Source organism: Nostoc sp. ChiQUE01b, assembly GCF_034531255.1.
Classification (GTDB): domain Bacteria; phylum Cyanobacteriota; class Cyanobacteriia; order Cyanobacteriales; family Nostocaceae; genus Nostoc.
The window spans coordinates 14,187-33,536 of sequence record NZ_JAVRBM010000071.1; the positions used below are offsets into that span (position 1 = coordinate 14,187).

Sequence of the window (19,350 nt, forward strand, 5' to 3'; positions counted from 1 at the left end):
CTTTATCAAGAAGCGGAAGGGGAAGGGGAAGGGTAAAAACCTCGTCCCTCGTGGGCGAAATAATCTTTATTTTTAAAATTCTAGATTTAAAAAAGTGACATCAGACACAATTGCTCATATTCAATAATTAAATAAAGTCATAAGGAGGTAGTGCTTCTCCTAATTGTAACTCCCAACGGGGAGAGGCTTCTTGCCAAGCCAAAAGTTGTGCTGTTAGTAAAGATTCATTTTGACTACTAACTAAAAGATAAATTCGTGTTTCTTTACCTTCTTGCTGAACAATTTTAGATTCATGAATTTCAGTAATTGTCTGAGTTAGATTTTCCAATTCTGTTATTTGAGCAGTGTAAAAATCTTGCTGTGCTTGATAGCGTTGCTTTTTGGCTAATAAATACTCTCTTCCTCCCGATGCTACTGGTGTATTTGTTTCATCTAAAGTACGAGGAATAAATTTTAAAATATATTGATTTTTACCTTTGATTTGGCATAACTTTTCTAAATATTCCTCAGCATGGGTTTCTAAATGATTTAATAAGCTCTCTTGTGAAGCAAATGAAGTACCAAATCGCAAGGGTAAAACTGTAGTGTGGCGAAATACTTCACAAATTACGCGATCGTGAGACAAGACTGCCTTAATTAAGGTTTCGTCGTTATTTTGCAATGATTCCAAAGAAATGGCTGATTCTACCAGAGCAGAAACACCGGATTTGCTAATTAGGACTACAATATTGCTGATGCCTAGAGGTAAATTTAGATCAACAACTGGTGTTTGGATAAAAGCATAAACGTAAAGATTATATAATTCCACACTTAATACTTAAAGTTAAATCATTTTAATATTTAAATTATATTATAAATTAAATGTAAAAATTTTCATCTATATTAAAAAGGAGAAAATAACCACTTACAATAAAACTAATTTCCTTAAAAGTATACAATGAAGCACATTCGCAATGGTGGACTAAACAGACCTAAAATCAGCACAATGCCTCGTCTAAAGTCTGAGGCATCTGAGCAATTAAAGCTATATAAAATGGTATCAGACCGACAGCGTATCCAGCAAGAACTGAAATTTATGACTGAGCGTTTGGAACAATTAAAACAGCACCTCAGTGATTTAGATACTCAAATACAACAAACTGAATTATCAATTCAAAACTTGCGCCAATCACCTCCCAGCCAGACTCAGACTATGCGCGTTACTCCAACTAATAATACAATCGAAACTCTTTTCCACGCTTCTCACAAGGCTCACGAGTCCAATAGTTTTGATACTTTTTACTTAGATATTTAGTCACAATTTATCGTGTAGAAGAGGTTAAAATTTAATCAACTTCTTCTGCTTCTTCTTCCATTGCTTGAATTTGCAGTAAAAGTTCCTCTTCTTGAATTTCAAACTCTTCTTCAGATATTTCGCCAATATCAAAGGCCAGTTGCAAAGCTAACAAGCGTTTGTGCAAATTTTCATTTTCATCTAATTCACCACTAGCACGTTCTAGAAGTTGTTCTCCTATCCAGGTTATGCCTTCAAGTGGGCCGATGATAGGAAATAATAAGATTTTCATCAACATCAGGTTAATTTCCCTTAAGAAAGCTGGGCAAATGTATAAGGAGCAGTAAAATTGTTGTAGCGAATTCGCAGGCGATCGCTAAATTTTTTATCGATAGATTCTACTTTTTCACTAAAGATAGATTCACTATCCCAAGGAATTAAATAAGCTGTATTATAAATCATCTCTTCTGTCATCGGAACATTTTCTAATACTTCTTCTGCCAAACCGTTTAATTCATCTTGAAAAGTTTGGATAATAGCTTCCTTACGAACTTGCAAACCCTTTTCAATCATTTGACCAATATCGATGACTTCTTCCATTTTCAAAGTTTTACCTTCCATTGCATCGCGTTTTTCTCGCAATTGTGGATTGGACTCTAGCAATGCTTGAATTTCTTCTTGACTATTCCATATGACTTTGACGCTAACTTCCCGGCGTCCATCCAGTTTTTGAAATAACGCTTCTAATTCTTCCTTATAAGGAACAAGCAATTGTTCGTTAACTGTGTCCCAGGTTTTCACAACTAAGCCAAAACGTAGAGGTAAATGGGTACGAAACCCTTGACTCATTGCTTCTTCTAAAACTTTTTCATGACACAATAAATTGCGTCTGGAAGCAAAATATTTTTTTTGTTTAGCTTCAGAATACAAAAAGTTAAAGCCATCAAGAGAATAGCTCTTAACTGTTTGTTTATCCAATCCTTCTAATATGACATTTTCAGAAACAGCTTCGGGAAAAATTCCGTATAGGTAAATGCCTAAACTCATAAATATTTACTAACTTTTTTCTAAAGTTTTACAAAAACTAAATTGGTTTTGATGTCAGAACTAAGCGTAGCTTGGCGTGAATTAAATTTAAATTACCCAAACCTAAATCAATATCGCCATGTAACACTATGCCAATATTTAAAAGCCTGTCTAGCAGTTCCAAGATAGAAGGATTTTGGCTAGGTTCCCCTGGATAGTAGGTTCCGGGTGCAGGTAAAAGAGTACCAGCTTCTCCCAAATCTATATTTAAATCCTCTGGTTTTATTTCAAAAATTTTGCATAAGTGTAATACTTGTTCTTCTAGTTTTTGCAAACTTTCTGCTGCTTCATCTAGCTGCAAATCGCTGAGGAGTTGTTCATCCATGCGGCGAATAACTTGTGCTTCCATTAACTGGCGAATAACTTCCAGCACTGTTAACAATAAAGAAGCTAAACCTGCTTTACTGCTCAGTTTGCGAACATTCAGAATTTTTTCAGCAGAACTTTCTGAAGACTTGCCAACTAACGTCATAATCTCACTAATTTTATTTTTAAATTAAAAACGGTTGTAGCCTTTTATCAACATGTTTAACTAATATTCCTTAAATCAAAGTACAAAAATCTTATTTAAAAACCTTCCCCTTCCCCTCCCCCTTCCCTTATCCCAAAATCCACCTGGCTAGTAGCTAAAGCTTTAAGCGATCGCATTTCTGCTTCTAGACTTTGTAGTCTATCCTGGAGTTGTCGATTTTCCTCAATTAAAGTCTGGGCTTTGCTACTAAGGTAAGGATCGCCTTCCCACCAATTTATTCCCATTTCTCGTGCTTTATCTACAGAAGAAATCAATAAGCGAATTCGGATATGTAAAAGTTCGGTAGAGGCGATAGAGACAGAAATATCACCTGCGATTACAATTCCCTTATCTAATATTCGTTCTAGAATATCCGCCAAAGTCGAACCTTGGGTAGAAGTGGTAATTGTTCGACTCGAGTTGGTTTTAGAACTAGATGAAATTGGTGTAGAAGTCACGATAGCTTTGACTCTTTAGTGATATACAAAGTGTTTTTCTCTATTAGCAATTATTTACGTAACAGAGAATTAACAGACAATACAAAATATTTATAGCTTAAATTATGTCAATTTTAATTAAATCAAACAAGGTATCTAACAATATAAAGACCATATCATATTTATCTTATAAAAATATATCATATCTTATCTATCTTAAGAAATATATTAAACTTCATCCATCTCGATAACTGGAGTTTTTCAAGAAGATATAAGTAAATTGGCGTCAAAATTTGTAGCTCAAATAAAGAAAGTAGTAATGGGCGAAAAGTAAGAGACAATAAGGTTTTAGCCTAATTTATTTTTCTTTACATAGTTTGGTTTTATCATGCCTATTTAATATTAAATATCCTACCTTTCCTACTTTTCCTACCTTTCCTACTTTTGTCTACTGAAATTATTACTGTTTATGTAATGAGTTCGCTTTGCGAGAACAATTAGAGAACCCAGAGGAAGTTTTAGAGGAAGACCTGTACAGAACCCATTTGATATCTTTTTTCTAGCTGGCAGCTAGTCGTTTGAGCATCAATCGGACAAAGCTTGAGCTTGGCATTGGCACGAGCGAGTGTCCGGCCAAAATTTTTGACTAAACTTAAATAGGTTGACGTCAAAATTTGTAGTTCAAATAAAGAAAGTCGTAAGAGGCGAAAGACAAGAGTCAACAAGATTTTAGCTTAGTTTATTTTTCTTTATATAGTTTTGTTTTATTGTACCGACCTACTTAAAAAATTAGTTAAAATTAACTAATTTTTGATTTTTATATTACAAAAAAAATATTTTGTGCTATTTAGGGTATTATGTAACCGAGTAAATATTTTGGAATTAAACCTAGCAAACTAATTACTAACTACAAAATAGTAATTAGTTAAAACTGAAAGTTTACATTTTTAAATAGATTTATAAAGCGTAATCATATATTTTTTTGTTTCAATCTCTCCAGCATTGGGATTGACTCATAATTATTTTTGACAGCAATGGTTTAAACTTATGTATTTAGAAGTTGCAGAATTTTTATCCTTGATCACAGCTTTAACGTATCAGAATTTTTTTATTGTCAAAGCTTCAAATTTAAAGTGTAATAGCTGAAATCGCTAGCTTATTAATGTTTCTAAAGTATTTCCTATGTTGAGAACTATTCGGTTAAAGTTTTGCACTAATTCAGATGCAAATAGGAGTTAACTATACCATGCCAAATCAACAGATAAATTACTTGCCCTACTTTCTTAAATTTAACGGACAAAACGACCATATTGTTTTGTCTAAAATGAATGTAGATTATTCACAGGGTTTCACTATAGAAGCATGGGTTTATTACAATAGCTTTAAATTTTGGTCGCGTATCATTGACTTTGGTAATGGTGTAGACAAAGACAACATTGTATTTGCGAATGAGGGTAACACTAATACACTTATCTTACAGATTAAAAAAATTACAGTAGAAAGAATTAGAGCTAACAACGTCCTCGAAACTGGGAAGTGGATACACTTAGCAGCAACAATTGATAGCTCTGGTAATGGTAAACTCTACAAAAACGGTACAGAAATTCAATCTGGAAAAATTCAACTTCCTGGAAACCTTAACCGAAGTCTTAATTACATCGGCCGAAGTAACTGGACACAAGATGGTTATTTTGACGGACGAATGGCAGAAGTACGTCTGTGGAACCGCACGCGTTCAGTAGAAGAACTGCAACAAGACTTACACCACCGTTTAGAAGGTAAAGAAGCCGGATTGGTACAATATTGGCCTTTGAATGAGGGAACTAGCAATATTGCCAACGATAAATTTAATATTATTAATCAAGCAATAATTTATGGAGCTACTTGGCAACAACAACAAACCTCTATTCAAGCTGATACTCATACAAATCTTCCTGCTTATTTTCTCTCTTTTGATGGTATAGACGATTTTGTTGATATCGGCAAAAAACCAGAATTTAAAATCGAAAAAACTCTGACTGTAGAGGCTTGGGTTTATCCTGAACAACAAAAGCAATGGGCTGGTATTTTTGGTAATATTTTTGATACAGGTTTTACAGAAAGTGGATATGGTTTGTGTCTTGATGGTGCGAGTGGTGTGAATTTTGCTTGCACCCCGGAAAAGCGAGGAATCCAGTACCTCAGTAGCGGTAGTAAGACATTAACTTTATCTCAATGGCAGCATATTACAGGTACTTACAACGGTCAAGAGATGAAGGTTTATGTTAATGGGGTTCTCAAAGCAACAAAAGCAATCTCGGCTAATAAAATTAACTATAATCCTGAAAATAATTTAAGAATAGGTGTTTATCAAGATGATAACGAAGCTTATAATTTTAAAGGCAAAATAGCCGAGGTTAGACTTTGGAATTGTATCCGTTCTGAAGCTGAAATTAAATCTTGTATGTACGCCCGCTTAAAAGGAGATGAGCCTGAATTGGTCGGTTATTGGCCTTTAAATGAAGGCTCTACTACTACAGTTAAGGATGGTACAAGCCGTAGTAATAACGGCAAAATTACTGGAGCTATTTGGGATTGGCAACTATTCTTTATCAATGAAATACTGGCTCAACCTAAAGCATCTGTGCTTGAACAGGAAAATATTGAACTCACTCACAAAGTAAGTGAATTAGAAGAAAAGAATATTGAACAAGATAGACAACTATCAGAACTGAAGCAAAAAAATCCTGAACTCGATAAGAAAGTTGTTGAATTAGAACAAAAGAACGCTCAACAAGATAGACAACTATCGGAAGTTAAGCAGAAAAATCTTGACGAAGCTCAAAAAATTGCTGAGTTAGAACAAAAGAACGCTCAACAAAATATACAACTAGCTGAACTCGATAAGAAAGTTATTGAATCGGAACAAAAAAACGCCCAACAAGATAAACAACTATCAAAACTCAAGCAGAAAAATGCTGAACTCGATAAGAAAATTATTGAATCAGAACAAAAAAACGCTCAACCAGATAAACAATTATCAGAATTCAAGCAAAAAAATGCTGAACTCGATCAGAAAGTTGCGGAATCGGAACAAAAAAACGCTCAACAAGATAAACAACTATCAGAACTCAAGCAAAAAAATACTGAACTCGATAAGAAAGTTATTGAATCAGAACACAAGAACGTTGAACAAGACAAACAAGTATCGGAACTTAACCAGAAAAATATTGACCAAGCTCAAAAAATTAGTGAGTTAGAACAAAAGAACGCTCAACAAAATATACAACTAGCTGAACTCGGTAAGAAAGTTGCTGAATCAGAACAAAAAAACGCTCAACAAGATAAACAACTATCAAAACTCAAGCAAAAAAATGCTGAACTCGATAAGAAAGTTATTGAATCAGAACACAAGAACGTTGAACAAGACAAACAAGTATCGGAACTTAACCAGAAAAATATTGACCAAGCTCAAAAAATTAGTGAGTTAGAACAAAAGAACGCTCAACAAAATATACAACTAGCTGAACTCGGTAAGAAAGTTGCTGAATCAGAACAAAAAAACGCTCAACAAGATAAACAACTATCAAAACTCAAGCAAAAAAATGCTGAAATCGATAAGAAAGTTGTTGAATCAAAACACGAGAACGCTGAACTAAATAAACAACTATTGGAACTTAACCAGAAAAATCTTGACCAAGCTCAAAAAATTGCTGAGTTAGAACAAAAGAACGCTCAACAAAATATACAACTAGCTGAACTTGATAAAAAAGTTGCTGAATCGGAACAAAACAACGTCGAACAAGATAAACAATTATTAGAACTTAAGCAGAAAGAATCTGAGTTAGAACATAAAAATGCTGAATTCGTAGAAAAATTGTCGGAATTATCGCCAAAAATTATTGTAATTGATTCAAAAACAGTAATTCCTCAGAATGATTGGCAGCAATTACAAAAGCTGCAACCTGCGGATTTAAAGAGCGAATCATACTTTGGCGAAGAAACAGCTTTAAGTGGAGAATGGGCGATCGCAGGCGCACGCAAAGCCGATAGAGCCGATATTCAAGATGCTGGGATTGCTTATATTTTCCAATTGCAAAATCAGATGTGGCTACAAAAACAGCAACTCCAGCCTAATGATACCCGTGTGGGGGATCAATTCGGCTCTGCTGTCGCTATGAGTCAACAATGGGCAATTATCGGCGCACGCAAAGCAGATTATGGAATTATTAAAGATGCTGGTGCTGCATACATTTATCAATTAGCAGATGGAATCTGGCAACAAAAACAGAAACTGCAACCTCCTGATTTGAATGTCAACAGTTCTTTCGGTAAGGGAATTGCTATCAAGGGAAACTGGGCAATAATTGGTGCATCTCATGCCAAATCAACGACTATTCAAGATGCAGGCGCAGCTTATGTATTCTATCTAGAAAACGGTGTATGGCAGCAAAAACAAAAACTGCAACCAGAAGATTTAGGCGTTAATCAATGCTTTGGTAACGTCATCGCTATGACATCAGAATGGGCAATCATCGGCGGTGGCGATCGCTACACTTCTGCTAGTATCAAACGCCCCGGAGGAGCCTATATCTACCACCTAGAAAACGGAGTATGGCAGCAAAAACAAAAACTAAATTCACCACGACCTGGAATTAATGACTTATTTGGTTATTCCGTCGCCATTTCTGGAGAATATGCTTTTGTTGGAGCCGTCAATACTCCTATCACCAATATCTTGGGTACTGGAAGCGTTTACATCTACAAATTAATAGAAGGAGTTTGGCAACCACAACAACTATTGCAACCATCCCAACCTAAATATTGTGCCTTCTTTGGGGCAACAGTAGCGATCGCCAATGACATCGCCGTAATTGGCTCAACCCGCGCCGATTCATCCAAGCTCAAAGCTACTGGTGATGCTCATATCTTCAAACTAGAAAAAGGAGTATGGCAACTCAAAGAAAAACTTCAGCCCACCGATTTACATTATGAAAGCTACTTTGGTTTTTCTACCCCAACAGATAGGGAATGGATTTTTACAACTGCTGCTTGGGCAAATACTTCAACGGCAAAAAGAGTGGGTGCAGTTTATGTTTTTGGATCTCGATAAGGGAAGGGAAAATGTTAAAGGTTATTTGCTTTTTGTACTAACTAAAACTTTGTATTTTTATGGTTTTATTATGACTAAAAACTCAATATTTCTCAGTTAAACGGCAATACAGTCTAGGAGTAAGTTGGGTTGAGGAACGAAACCCAACATTATCATTTCTCTCCCTTCCTTTTCCCTTTCACCTTCTGCTTCCCCTTTTCTTCCCCTTCTTTTTCGGAGAACTATGTCAAATACGCAGATTAATTACTTACCCTACGTCCTCAAGTTTGATGGACAGAGCGATCGCATTATCTTACCCGAGCTAAATATTAACTATTCCCAAGGTTTAACAATAGAAGCTTGGGTATACTACAACAGCTTTACATCTGGTGCATCAATCATTGATTTTAGTAATGGTGCAGGCAAGAATAATATTGTTTTTGCTAATCAAGGAGCTAGCGATACTTTAGTTTTAAATATCAACAATCAAGAAATTATTGCTGAAAAAGCCTTAGAAACAGGTAAATGGCTACATCTAGCAGCAACAGTAGATGCGGCGGGAAATGTCAAAATTTATCAGAACAGCCAAGAAATTCAATCGGGAAAAATTCAACTACCAGAAAGTATCAACCGTACTCAAAATTTTATCGGCAATAGTCATTATTCAGAAGATGGCTATTTTAACGGACGGCTGTCAGAAGTGCGTCTATGGAAACACGCACGTTTACCAGAAGAACTGCAAAGAGATATGCACCGTCGTCTCGAAGGAAATGAAACGGGACTTGTTGGTTATTGGCCTTTAAACGAAGGCAGCGGCTATACAGCAAGTGAAGAAGGTAAAATTCAAGGTGCAACTTGGTATCAGCAAATTTTCTTTCCTATTGCTAGCCCTTTAAGTTATCCGCAACCTGTTCTCTCTTTTCACGGACAAAATGATTATATAGAGATTAAAGATCCGTTTGCTAACAATAAAGAATTCACTATTTCCTTGTGGGTTAAACCCAGCTTTCTCAATGATGAAGGTTGGCATGGGTGCATAGGTAAACAAGGAGATCAATATCGCAAACCAGGGTTGTGGTTATCTCCCAATCAAGGATTACATTACGATTCCTATGACTTAAATGGTAAACGTTATAGCGATGTTTTAAATAACTTTTTTGAAGTTGAAAACGAATGGATACATATTACTTGGGTGAAACAAGCAACAGAATACAGATTTTATCGTAATGGTGAACTGTTTATTACCAAAACCGCTCCCGAACTATTTTATACTAACCAGCACACCTGTTATTGGATAGGTCGAGTTGATAACTTCTGGTGGGGTGAAATTGCAGAAGTTTCTATCTGGAATTTCCCCAGAACGCAAGAGGAAATTAAAGCTGGTAGGTATCAACATTTAGTAGATAACGAACCAGGATTAGTGAGTTATTGGCCTTTAAACGAAGGTATTGGCCAGACAGCTACCGATCGCACCAGTCGAGGCAATGTTGGTAAAATTATTGGAGCCAATTGGCAACAGGAATACTCCATAAAAGCTTTTGAGCAAAAGGCAAACTTCATTGAATATGGTCTAGATTTTGATGGTGTAGACGATTATATAGAATTATTTCCAGAGAGTATCCCTTCAGGCAATGAAATTACTGTCACCTTTTGGGCTAAAGGTGGTAGTCGTCTGCCAAAAAACGCTACTATAATTGAAGCGATCGCCGAAGACCATCAACGAGTTTTAAGTATCCAACTTCCCAATGTTGATGGGATTGTTTACTTTGATTGTGGCTGCGATATATCCCAAGCAACAGAGAATTTCGATCGCCTAGAAAAAGCCGCCCAAGTTTATGAATATCAAGATGAGTGGACGCACTGGGCATTTGTCAAAAATGTCACGGCGGGAGAGATGAAAATTTATCGTAATGGACTCCTCTGGCATAGTGGTAACGAAAAAACAAAAGCTCTCCCAACAACCAGAGTTGCTAATATAGGCAGATTAGCTCGGAGCGCTTCTGCATATTATCACGGAACTCTAGCTGAATTTGCGATTTGGAATCAAGCCAAAACACTAATAGAAATTCAAGCAGATATCGGTAAATCTCTGAATGGTAATGAACCTAATTTAGTAGCTTACTGGCCTTTGCAAGATAGCTACGGCGATTTAACTGCGAATAAAGTTAGCGAACAAAACTACGGTAAAATTAAAGGTGCGAAATGGCACCCAAAAGTTGTTAATAATCAAGCCTTACATTTACCATCAAGCCTATATTTTCAAAGGTACGATAATCATATTGAAATCAAAGACCCTTTTGAAAATGATAAAGAGTTTACTATTTCTTTGTGGGTTAAGCCGACCTTAATTGAAGATGGTAATTGGCAGGGAATTATTGGTCATGAAGGAGATAAGTATCGCAAACCTGGAATCTGGTTAACTCCAGAGAAATCAGGATTAGTTTACGATTCTTACGATTTAACAGGTAAACGTTATTTTGCCTGGATAAATAACTTCTTTGAAGCTAAAGATGAGTGGATTAATATCACATGGGTGAAACAAGGGACAGAATACAGATTATATCGTGATGGCGAACTTTTATTAACTCAACCAGCCCCAGAGCAGTTTTTCCATAATAAAGATACTGCTTATTGGATTGGCAAAGTTGATAATTTTTGGTCAGGTGCGATCGCGGAAGTCGTAGTATGGAATTACGCCCGTTCTGCTACCGAAATTAAAAGTAAAATATACAACCCCCTCAGAGGAGATGAATTAGGGCTGGTTGGTTATTGGCCTTTAAATGAAGGTAGTGGCGATATAGTTAGAGATAGAAGCGATGTCCAAGGACAAGCCGCTTCGCGTCTACGCGCCAATCATGGCAAAATATCTTTCGCTACTTGGACACAACAAAACTTTATCAAACCTGCGGCAGTCAACGATGAACCAAACGTCATCAAATCTGGTCTCAAATTTGATGGTCACGACGACCATATTTCATTACCAAGAATGGATTTCGATTACACTTTAGGTTTCACAATCGAAGCTTGGGTATATTACAATAGCTTCCAAAAATCCTCACGAATCATCGACTTTGGTAATGGTATTGATAAAGACAACATCATCTTTGGGAATCTGGAAATAGATAATGATTTGATTTTAGATATTAAACGCGATGGCGTAGGGCAACAAATCATAGCCACCAATGTATTAGAACCTAACAGGTGGATGCACTTAGCAGCAATGGTTGGTGCTGATGGTACTGGCAAAATCTATAGGAATGGTGAAGAAGTTAAATCTGGAAAAATTCATTTACCTAAAAATACTAACCGCACTCTTAACTACATTGCTCGGAGTAACTACTCATTTGACGGTTATTTTGATGGCATGATTTCAGAAGTACGTTTTTGGAACAAGATTCGTACTCAAGAAGAATTACAAAAAAATATGCACCGCCGTTTATTAGGAAATGACCAAGGATTAATCGGTTATTGGCCATTTAATGAGGGATGTGGTAATAAAGTTTTAGATAAAACCAGCAATAGCAACACAGGTATTATCAATGGAGCCATTTGGCCCCAGTCTTATCAATCAGATTACTTGCAACCTATATTAACATTTGATGGTAAGGGTGATTATGTAGAAATTCCAGAACATACTAACTCTAGTAACCAAGTCACAGTTTCAGCTTGGGCAAGAAGCAATACGCCAATTTGGAATCAATATGGTTGCCTAGTTTCCAAACGCAATCCTTTTAGTTTACATCCCGAAGCTGGTGGCAAAACTTTCCATTTTTATATTCGTTCTGGTATGTGGAAATGTGCGAGTTTTACACCAAACATAGATATTACTAAATGGCATCATTATGCAGGCACATTTGATGGTCGCACTATTCGTTTATACATTGACGGCGAAGAAGTTGCCCGCACTGAAGCACCAGGACAATTAAATAATGATAACGGTCGGTTGTATATAGGCAGAGATGTTGATTCGCCATCCCGATATTTCAACGGACAAATTAGTGAAGTTCAGGTTTGGGATAAAGCACTTACCAAAGCAGAAATAGAAGATAATTTGCACCGTTCTCTGGTGGGGAATGAGCCAGGATTAATTGGCTACTGGCCTTTAAATGAAGGTTCTGGAGATAAAGTTTTAGATCGCACTCACCGCGCCTTGCACGGAAAAAGGATTGGTGCAGCTTGGGACGGACAAATTTTCTTCGTGAATGAACCCTTAATTACCAGACGCGGATGGCAACAAGTACAGAAGTTACAACCAACAGACTTAAATAGTAACTCTTTCTTTGGCGAAGAAGCCGCAATTAGTGGAGAGTGGGCGATCGTCAGTGCCCGTAAAGCTAATGCATCGCGTTTGCCAGAAGCAGGAGCCGCCTACATTCTGCAATTGCAAAATAAAATGTGGCATCTCAAACAGAAGTTGCAACCTCATGACTCGCGCGTAAGCGATCAATTTGGGTGTGATGTCGATATTAGTGGTGAATGGGCAATTGTGGGAGCTAGGAAAGCCGATACTGTAGGAATGCAAGATACTGGAGCCGCTTACGCTTTCCGCTTGGAAAACAGGGTATGGCAGCAAGTACAAAAATTACAACCCATAGACTTGGCTGCTCATGATTACTTTGGTAAAGGGTTAGTCATCAGTGGTGAGTGGGCTTTAATTGGGGCTTACAACGCCAGAGCAAACGGTAATCGAGGCGCAGGCGCAGTGTATGTTTTCCGCCTAGAAAATGGAATATGGCAGCAGATACAGAAGTTGCAACCAAAAGATTTAGGTGTTAATCAATGCTTTGGTAACTCGATCGCCATTAGTGGAGAGTGGGCAATTATCGGTGGTGGCGATCGCTATGCCTCTGCTAATGTCAAACGTCCTTTTGGTGGTGCTTATATATACCGATTAGAAAATAGCGTCTGGCAGCTCAAACAGAAACTACAATCTACTCAAGTCGATGGGAAAGATTTATTCGGTTACTCCGTCGCCATTGCTGGAGAACACGCTTTTGTCGGGGCAGTTGGTACTAAAATTGGCAATGTTCTATCTGCTGGCAGTGTTTATACTTACCAACTAGAAAAAGGAGTCTGGCAACCCAAACAAAAACTGCAAGCCGAGCATCCTAAATATTGTGGCTTCTTTGGTGCGACGGTGGCGATCGCTAAAGATATGGCGATCGTTGGTTCCACCCGTGCCAATTCTGCCAAAATAATCGACACCGGAGATGCTTGCGTTTTCCACCTAGAAAAAGGCTTATGGCAGCAAAAACAAAAACTGCAACCAACTGACTTGCATTACGAAAACTATTTCGGTTTCTGCACTCCCATTGATGGCGAATGGGTGTTTAGTACTGCTGCTTGGGCAAATAATTCCCACTTCCGCAGAGTTGGTGCTATCTACATCTTCCAAGGTCGTTGAACAATAGACATCTGGTGACAATGACGTAAGGGCGAACGGCCGTTCGCCCCTACCAAGGCTTTCGGACAACGCAGAATTAATTTCACCAGATGTCTAATGGCTGTTGCTATTAGGAACTTTGCGATAGTTGAGCAATTACCTAAAATTTTGCCCCGACTGTTGGTTCCTGATATTTGACTCCTCGTTTTTCGTGACGGTCATTAGCAACAATAGGATAAATAATGCTGCGTAACCGATTAATCGCACCGACAGGACGATGCACTGCTAGACCATTGCCGGGAGCAAAACTGAGATTTTCCCCAAAGTCATTTTCTAGGGGAGAATCAACCTTCTGATGCTTAACTGTCAGACGACCAACTGTAAAGAACGGTGATTCTTCTTCATTCCAAGGAATGGTAGTATCATCAATCGACATCTCTGGTTTAGTTTGAAATTGGATTTGAAAGTCCCAAGTGTATTCAGCATCAGGCTTGGCTAAAGCTTGAATGATATCCTCTCGGTAGTAGTTGTCCTCTGAACCTGAAGCTTTGACACGCTGAAGCTCACTTTCTGGTCTGGACTCTAGAGGAAGCTGTTGATGAGGTGGTTGACTGGAAACTGGAATAAATCCATATTTAATTACAGCTGGATATTCCACAGGAACTTGACCCGGTTTGTAGGGATCAAAATCAGACTTGAGTCCCACAGAATACGCCGAAGCACTCCAATAGCGTTCTATGAGCAAAGTCTTGGGAAACCGTTTGAAACTGGTTTCTAGAAGTGTGTATTCGTAGGGATGCAACGCTCGCCATAAAAGGAAGAACGGTATCAGAAACGGAGACAGTTTTGCTCTATAAACCTGCAAAAAAAAGCCGTAAAAGTCTTTGATGGTTCTAATAAAAAAGAGTTCGGTATTGTGGACAATAATATCCTGGGTTTTTAACTCGTGACTTTGCGGTAGTCGTTCTCCTTCTACTCCTATCACTTTTACGGCCATAGAGCGCGTATCTCCTTCATAATCATTTTTGACGGAGAAAGCACCACTAGCAAATCGTAGCCAAACCGGATATTGTTTCGGTTTGGCAAATAAACCTTGTTTTAGAGAAATTGCTTGAAGTTGAGCTTCAGTTAATGAGGTGCGTTTGCTCAATTCTTGCTTAATTGCTGCTTCATCAAAGTCAAAGATTTCTAAAGTACCTTGAACAGCAGCGTGGGTTTTTGAGTGAGTATCTCTCTTGGCAGTTTTTTTCTTATCACCTCCATAAAGATTGTCCATGTTCTTTTTGACTAGCTCGCTCATGAGAGTGCAATATTTAGCTTCGTCTTTTTCTGGATATTCGGTAAAAAGTTTCATTTATTTATGTAGAATTAATTGAAAATATTTCTCTAATTCTTAAGGTCAAAAGTAACTTTGTACTTCTTACCTGAGGGCGGAACGTTGCGATTAACTAAATCTGAGACAGTGTTTGTACTTTGAATTATTTCCCAACCTACAGGAGAGAAAGTCTCTTTATTGAAGATATTGGGTGATAATAAAGGATTATTTAATGCTTGAGAAAAAGCATCAATCCCAATTAAACGTGCTACTAAAGGAGGAATAGTTGAATTTTCCCGTCCATCCTCAGCGTAGATTCCCACAAAAAACTCAATATTATCAACATGACCATATAATTCTTTAAGTTTCTGTTGAGCAAATTCATTGCCAGTAATTTGCTCAAATTTTGTTACTCTGGGGAAACCGCACAATTGGCGATAATCGTTGTAACTTGCTAATTGCAGTTGCCGTCCTAGTCTGATTGAGGGTAACTCGGTTAACTCAACTAATATATCAGGAGTGTTGAATAAACCAATTTTTGTACCTGGTTGGGAACAAGTTTCTTCCATCAATGCTCCCAAACCTTTATCAATTAATATCTTATTGTTCCAAAGAGATGCGGCAATATGAGTGGGTTTGCCGTCACAAATAAACGTTTCTGGAATCGCACTATGCCAGCGATAAACAAAGTCAAACTCAATTGCCATCCAATTAGGCTGATGCCAACTTTCTTTAACAAAAGCTTCAGGGTCGGCAAACAACTTAAAGTGATAGGGAGTAATGTGGTTAATATACTCTTCCATGATGATTTTGAGAATAATTGCCATGAGAATGTTTCTGGCAGTTTGGAAGAGACGTTCATCATCCCAATCTGGATAATTTCGTGCTAACTCATTACAAAGACGATTATGTTCTCTAATACATAAAGTATTGAGCATGACATAGCCAATTTGCACATTCGCTCGTTCTACTCCCATCGCAAACAGATATTGTTTTTTCTCTGCTGGCTGTCTTTTTTCATCATTGATGGGTTCGTAAAGACCAACAAATTGAGGATCGACTATACCCTGTGCAGGATCGGCATAATAAAACAGGGGATATTCTTCTTCTACACCATCTTGACGTTTGAGTTTTTGAGTTTTGAATTTCCCTCCTTCAAAGGTTCTTAAAAGGTGTATTTGTTTTCTAGTTAAACCATAAACATTACACAAATCAATTTCATGATTGGAGGTATTTTTTAATTTATTATTATGATCTATACGGAGGAAGCTATCAGTAAACCACTGCACCCAATAGGGAAACAACATAGTTGATTTGGGAGAGTAAATTGTTTGACCATCTCTTTTCCGAAATAAAACAGCTATGTCTTCAACTTTTGGTAAATTTCCCTCAGAGTTTAACTTTGGATCGGGTGGTAAATGTCGTCCGGTATAAGTGCGATCGTTGAGTAATTCCCAGGAAGTATAAGTATCAGTTTTCTTAGGAATTTTAGTATCAGGAGTATACTCATCTAGAGTCATCATACTGTACGGATTGGGACGAGTAGGAATTTTGTAGATGAGACTATTGATCAGCGTTTTGTTAACTTTACGTTTGAGAGATTCATTGCTTTGGATCAATTGCCAAAGACCTTTAAAGTTAGTTAAAACTAATGTTTGAATTTTATTGCTTAAACCGTCTTTAGATGTGTCTCTTTTACCAGCCATAGTTATTATCTGTGTATTGGTTGAACTTAGAATCTTGTGCTTTTAGCGATCGCAAAGGAATTTCAAAATCTCGAATTAATCCAATAATTTGTCAATAATGTTTTTTAAATTTTCGGGTCGGTAGTCCTTGCGACCTTTCAAACGGTTGATTGTGCTGTCATGAATATCTTCAATGGCATCGCCTATCTCACGCAGCTTGATTCCTGCCAATTTAAAGAATCCAGGATCGTTCTCAAACTCACATTCATAATTGGGGTTGATGCCTGTGGGAATCACACTTGTATCGAAGTCAAGTCCCAATCCTAAATCACCTATAGAATCAATCATCCACTGTAATGCAGCATCAGATAACCCGCTGTGTTCTTCAGTTCCACCACCAACGCAACCATGTCCACCTGGAAACCACTTTTGAATCACTCGTTGGTTTTCAGTCTCAGGATGCGGTTTCATGGGAGTCACATCAAAGGATTCACGGATTTCGTCGATCGCCATTGCGTGCAGTGCATTTTGGATATCTTTGTTTAAAGTAGTGTCGTGAAAACTGTAGCGCTCATTGAGCTGGTCGTGAAAATTTTTCAAGACAGCTAACCCAGGAATACCAAGCGCTCCAACGGTGTCAAAACAACCGATCAAGGTAATCGGAACGCGATCGCCGTAACTTTCACGGTATTTTACTGCTTCTTGATCCTTTGGTTTCACACCTCCGTTACGGTAAAGCTCGTAAGCTTCATGTGCTTTGGTGACATGGGGTCGGTCTAGCAGACCTGAACAATAGATCATCCCCGCTAGACTCCTGACTGTGTAGGCACCACGACTGAAGCCGAACAGATAGATTTCATCACCACGAACATAATTGAGGCTAAGAAATCGGTAACCATCTTCTATATTTCTATCGATTCCTAGTCCAGTCGCTCCGCCTAAAACTTTTTGGCTCTCGGTTCCAATGCCCTCGTCGTAGAATACAATCTGTGGAACCCCGTCACTGGCAATTGGTTTTACAGATTGAGCCAGCTTAACTATATTGCTTGGGTAAGGACTCGTTAACTGTTGCCACGTTCCATCACAGCAAACTACAAGACGTTTTCCAGTTTTTTTCATGGTTTTATAACTCAATTAGATTGCTTTGCTCGTCGTTTTGTGTAGTTATGAACGAGCGATCTGCTCTTGCTGGTTGGGAGCTATCGAGATAGGTCTGAACCGCTCGAAATTTTTGATGTCTACACAGGGCGTACAATCGAGCTTGGTTCTAAGTTCAGCACTGAAGGAAACGAGTTGATCGCTAAGAACCTGACGGTCGGTTAAGCAGCCTTTGATTGCTATGAGTTCTCCCAGAGTCCACTCATAGAGATGTCTATCTGCATCGTTCATTATTACAATCAGTTCGTTCTTGGTTCTTATGATTTGGTTGAGAAGCTCATCTACCTTGACAGCGATCGAATTCGCAATCAGGATGTTAAATGCCTCTTTGCCACCAATTATATCGATCAGTTCATCAACGTACTGTCTGACCAGACTTATAAATGTCTGATTCCAATCGTTGCGGATGCTCTCTATTTTGATATCAACATGTCTGTAGACTTTATTAATCTTATTGTTAATTTCAGTACTGTTAGCAACACAGTTTACAATCTCATTGTTAATTTTAGTGTTATTGATGACACTGTGGTATAAGCGCTGGTTAATGTACTGATTTAATTCCTCATTATCATTCACAACGTTGTGAGTTATTAATGGGATAGAATTTTGTATCTTTTGCTCAAATATTTGGTCGATTTGCTGAACTATATACTGGTCGATATAATGCTTGAATTCTTGCTTATTAGCAATTTTGTTAATAATAAATCCGACATTGTTACTTATCTTTTGCTCAAGGATTTGGTCAACGTACTGGTTGACCTGCTGCTGACGACGCCTCCGGAACCACCACACAAGCAAAACCAGCAGTCCCAGCAAGAGCAACCACAGCAGCCATGAAAATGGATTTTTCAAAAAGGAGTTCAAGGTACTTGAGTGTACAACATTATCAAGTAAGGTAGGATTATTTTTCTGGTTTTCTTGACTTTGATTGAAACTGCGAATCGGGTCATCAGGCGAGGATGTCAGATTTCCTGAGTCAATTTTTCTTCCCGAAGGTGATGTATCATTAGGTTTTATATTAGAAGATTCTTGAGGCTGTTTTCCTATTTCGTCTGTTTTCTGTACAGGCGAGGATGTCAGATTTCCTGAGTCAATTTTTCTTCCCGAAGGTGATGTATCATTAGGTTTTATATTAGAAGATTCTTGAGGCTGTTTTCCTATTTCGTCTGTTTTCTGTACAGGCGAGGATGTCAGATTTCCTGAGTCAATTTTTCTTCCCGAAGATGATGGATTATTAGGTTTTATATTAGAAGATTCTTGAGGCTGTTTTCCTATCTCCCCTGTAGAGTTTTTTTCACTCTCCAAACTCCTAAACTGTTCATTGATTACATTAGGTGGTGCATCAGACAAAACGGGGACTGGGATCAAGAGAGCTAATAAAACTGATACCCCAACAGATGAATATCTTTTTTTTGCCATAAGTAGTATCTT

The 19,350-nt window shown here is 37.8% G+C and carries 13 protein-coding genes; 3 read left to right on the forward strand and 10 right to left on the reverse strand.

Annotated features, from left to right (window positions below; all coding sequences use genetic code 11):
- Positions 1-127 precede the first annotated feature (127 nt).
- Complete coding sequence (locus tag RMY63_RS31695) at positions 128-808, reverse strand: GvpL/GvpF family gas vesicle protein (protein WP_322732498.1); 681 nt, start codon at positions 806-808, stop codon at positions 128-130.
- A 129-nt stretch (positions 809-937) separates the two neighbouring features.
- Between RMY63_RS31695 and RMY63_RS31700 the strand changes: the two genes are divergently transcribed.
- Complete coding sequence (locus RMY63_RS31700; protein WP_322732499.1) at positions 938-1,294, forward strand: gas vesicle protein; 357 nt, start codon at positions 938-940, stop codon at positions 1,292-1,294.
- A 31-nt stretch (positions 1,295-1,325) separates the two neighbouring features.
- Here the strand turns inward: RMY63_RS31700 and RMY63_RS31705 are convergent, their stop codons facing one another.
- From RMY63_RS31705 to RMY63_RS31725, 5 genes are all read right to left on the reverse strand, one after another.
- Positions 1,326-1,571 carry a gas vesicle protein GvpG gene (locus RMY63_RS31705; protein ID WP_322732500.1) on the reverse strand — a complete coding sequence of 82 codons (246 nt, stop codon included), beginning with the start codon at positions 1,569-1,571 and terminating at the stop codon, positions 1,326-1,328.
- A 14-nt stretch (positions 1,572-1,585) separates the two neighbouring features.
- The gene (locus RMY63_RS31710) at positions 1,586-2,320 is read right to left on the reverse strand and encodes a GvpL/GvpF family gas vesicle protein (RefSeq protein ID WP_322732501.1); all 735 of its coding nucleotides are present in this window, start codon (positions 2,318-2,320) and stop codon (positions 1,586-1,588) included.
- 37 nt (positions 2,321-2,357) lie between these two features.
- Positions 2,358-2,831 (reverse strand): gas vesicle protein K, encoded by a 474-nt coding sequence (locus RMY63_RS31715; RefSeq protein WP_322732502.1) that lies wholly within the window; start codon positions 2,829-2,831, stop codon positions 2,358-2,360.
- A 95-nt stretch (positions 2,832-2,926) separates the two neighbouring features.
- The gene (gene gvpJ / locus RMY63_RS31720; protein ID WP_322732503.1) at positions 2,927-3,328 is read right to left on the reverse strand and encodes a gas vesicle protein GvpJ; all 402 of its coding nucleotides are present in this window, start codon (positions 3,326-3,328) and stop codon (positions 2,927-2,929) included.
- A 497-nt stretch (positions 3,329-3,825) separates the two neighbouring features.
- Positions 3,826-3,978, reverse strand: a complete 153-nt coding sequence (locus tag RMY63_RS31725) for a hypothetical protein (protein ID WP_322732504.1) — start codon at positions 3,976-3,978, stop codon at positions 3,826-3,828.
- Positions 3,979-4,553: 575 nt separating this feature from the next.
- Here RMY63_RS31725 and RMY63_RS31730 point away from each other — a divergent pair.
- Positions 4,554-8,399 carry a LamG-like jellyroll fold domain-containing protein gene (locus tag RMY63_RS31730; protein WP_322732505.1) on the forward strand — a complete coding sequence of 1,282 codons (3,846 nt, stop codon included), beginning with the start codon at positions 4,554-4,556 and terminating at the stop codon, positions 8,397-8,399.
- Between the two features lie 223 nt (positions 8,400-8,622).
- Positions 8,623-13,782 carry a LamG-like jellyroll fold domain-containing protein gene (locus tag RMY63_RS31735; RefSeq protein WP_322732506.1) on the forward strand — a complete coding sequence of 1,720 codons (5,160 nt, stop codon included), beginning with the start codon at positions 8,623-8,625 and terminating at the stop codon, positions 13,780-13,782.
- Between the two features lie 139 nt (positions 13,783-13,921).
- Here RMY63_RS31735 and RMY63_RS31740 read toward each other — a convergent pair whose 3' ends face one another.
- From RMY63_RS31740 to RMY63_RS31755, 4 genes are all read right to left on the reverse strand, one after another.
- Positions 13,922-15,115: a catalase gene (locus RMY63_RS31740; RefSeq protein WP_322732507.1), complete on the reverse strand. Its 1,194-nt coding sequence runs from the start codon at positions 15,113-15,115 to the stop codon at positions 13,922-13,924.
- 32 nt (positions 15,116-15,147) lie between these two features.
- Entirely contained in the window at positions 15,148-16,782 is a 1,635-nt protein-coding gene (locus RMY63_RS31745; protein WP_322732508.1) for a peroxidase family protein, read from the reverse strand.
- 75 nt (positions 16,783-16,857) lie between these two features.
- A complete protein-coding gene (locus RMY63_RS31750) occupies positions 16,858-17,880 on the reverse strand; it encodes a DUF2235 domain-containing protein (protein WP_322732509.1) in 1,023 nt (340 codons plus the stop codon).
- A 45-nt stretch (positions 17,881-17,925) separates the two neighbouring features.
- Positions 17,926-19,338, reverse strand: coding sequence for a hypothetical protein (locus tag RMY63_RS31755; RefSeq protein WP_322732510.1), 1,413 nt, complete (start codon positions 19,336-19,338; stop codon positions 17,926-17,928).
- Positions 19,339-19,350: the final 12 nt, after the last annotated feature.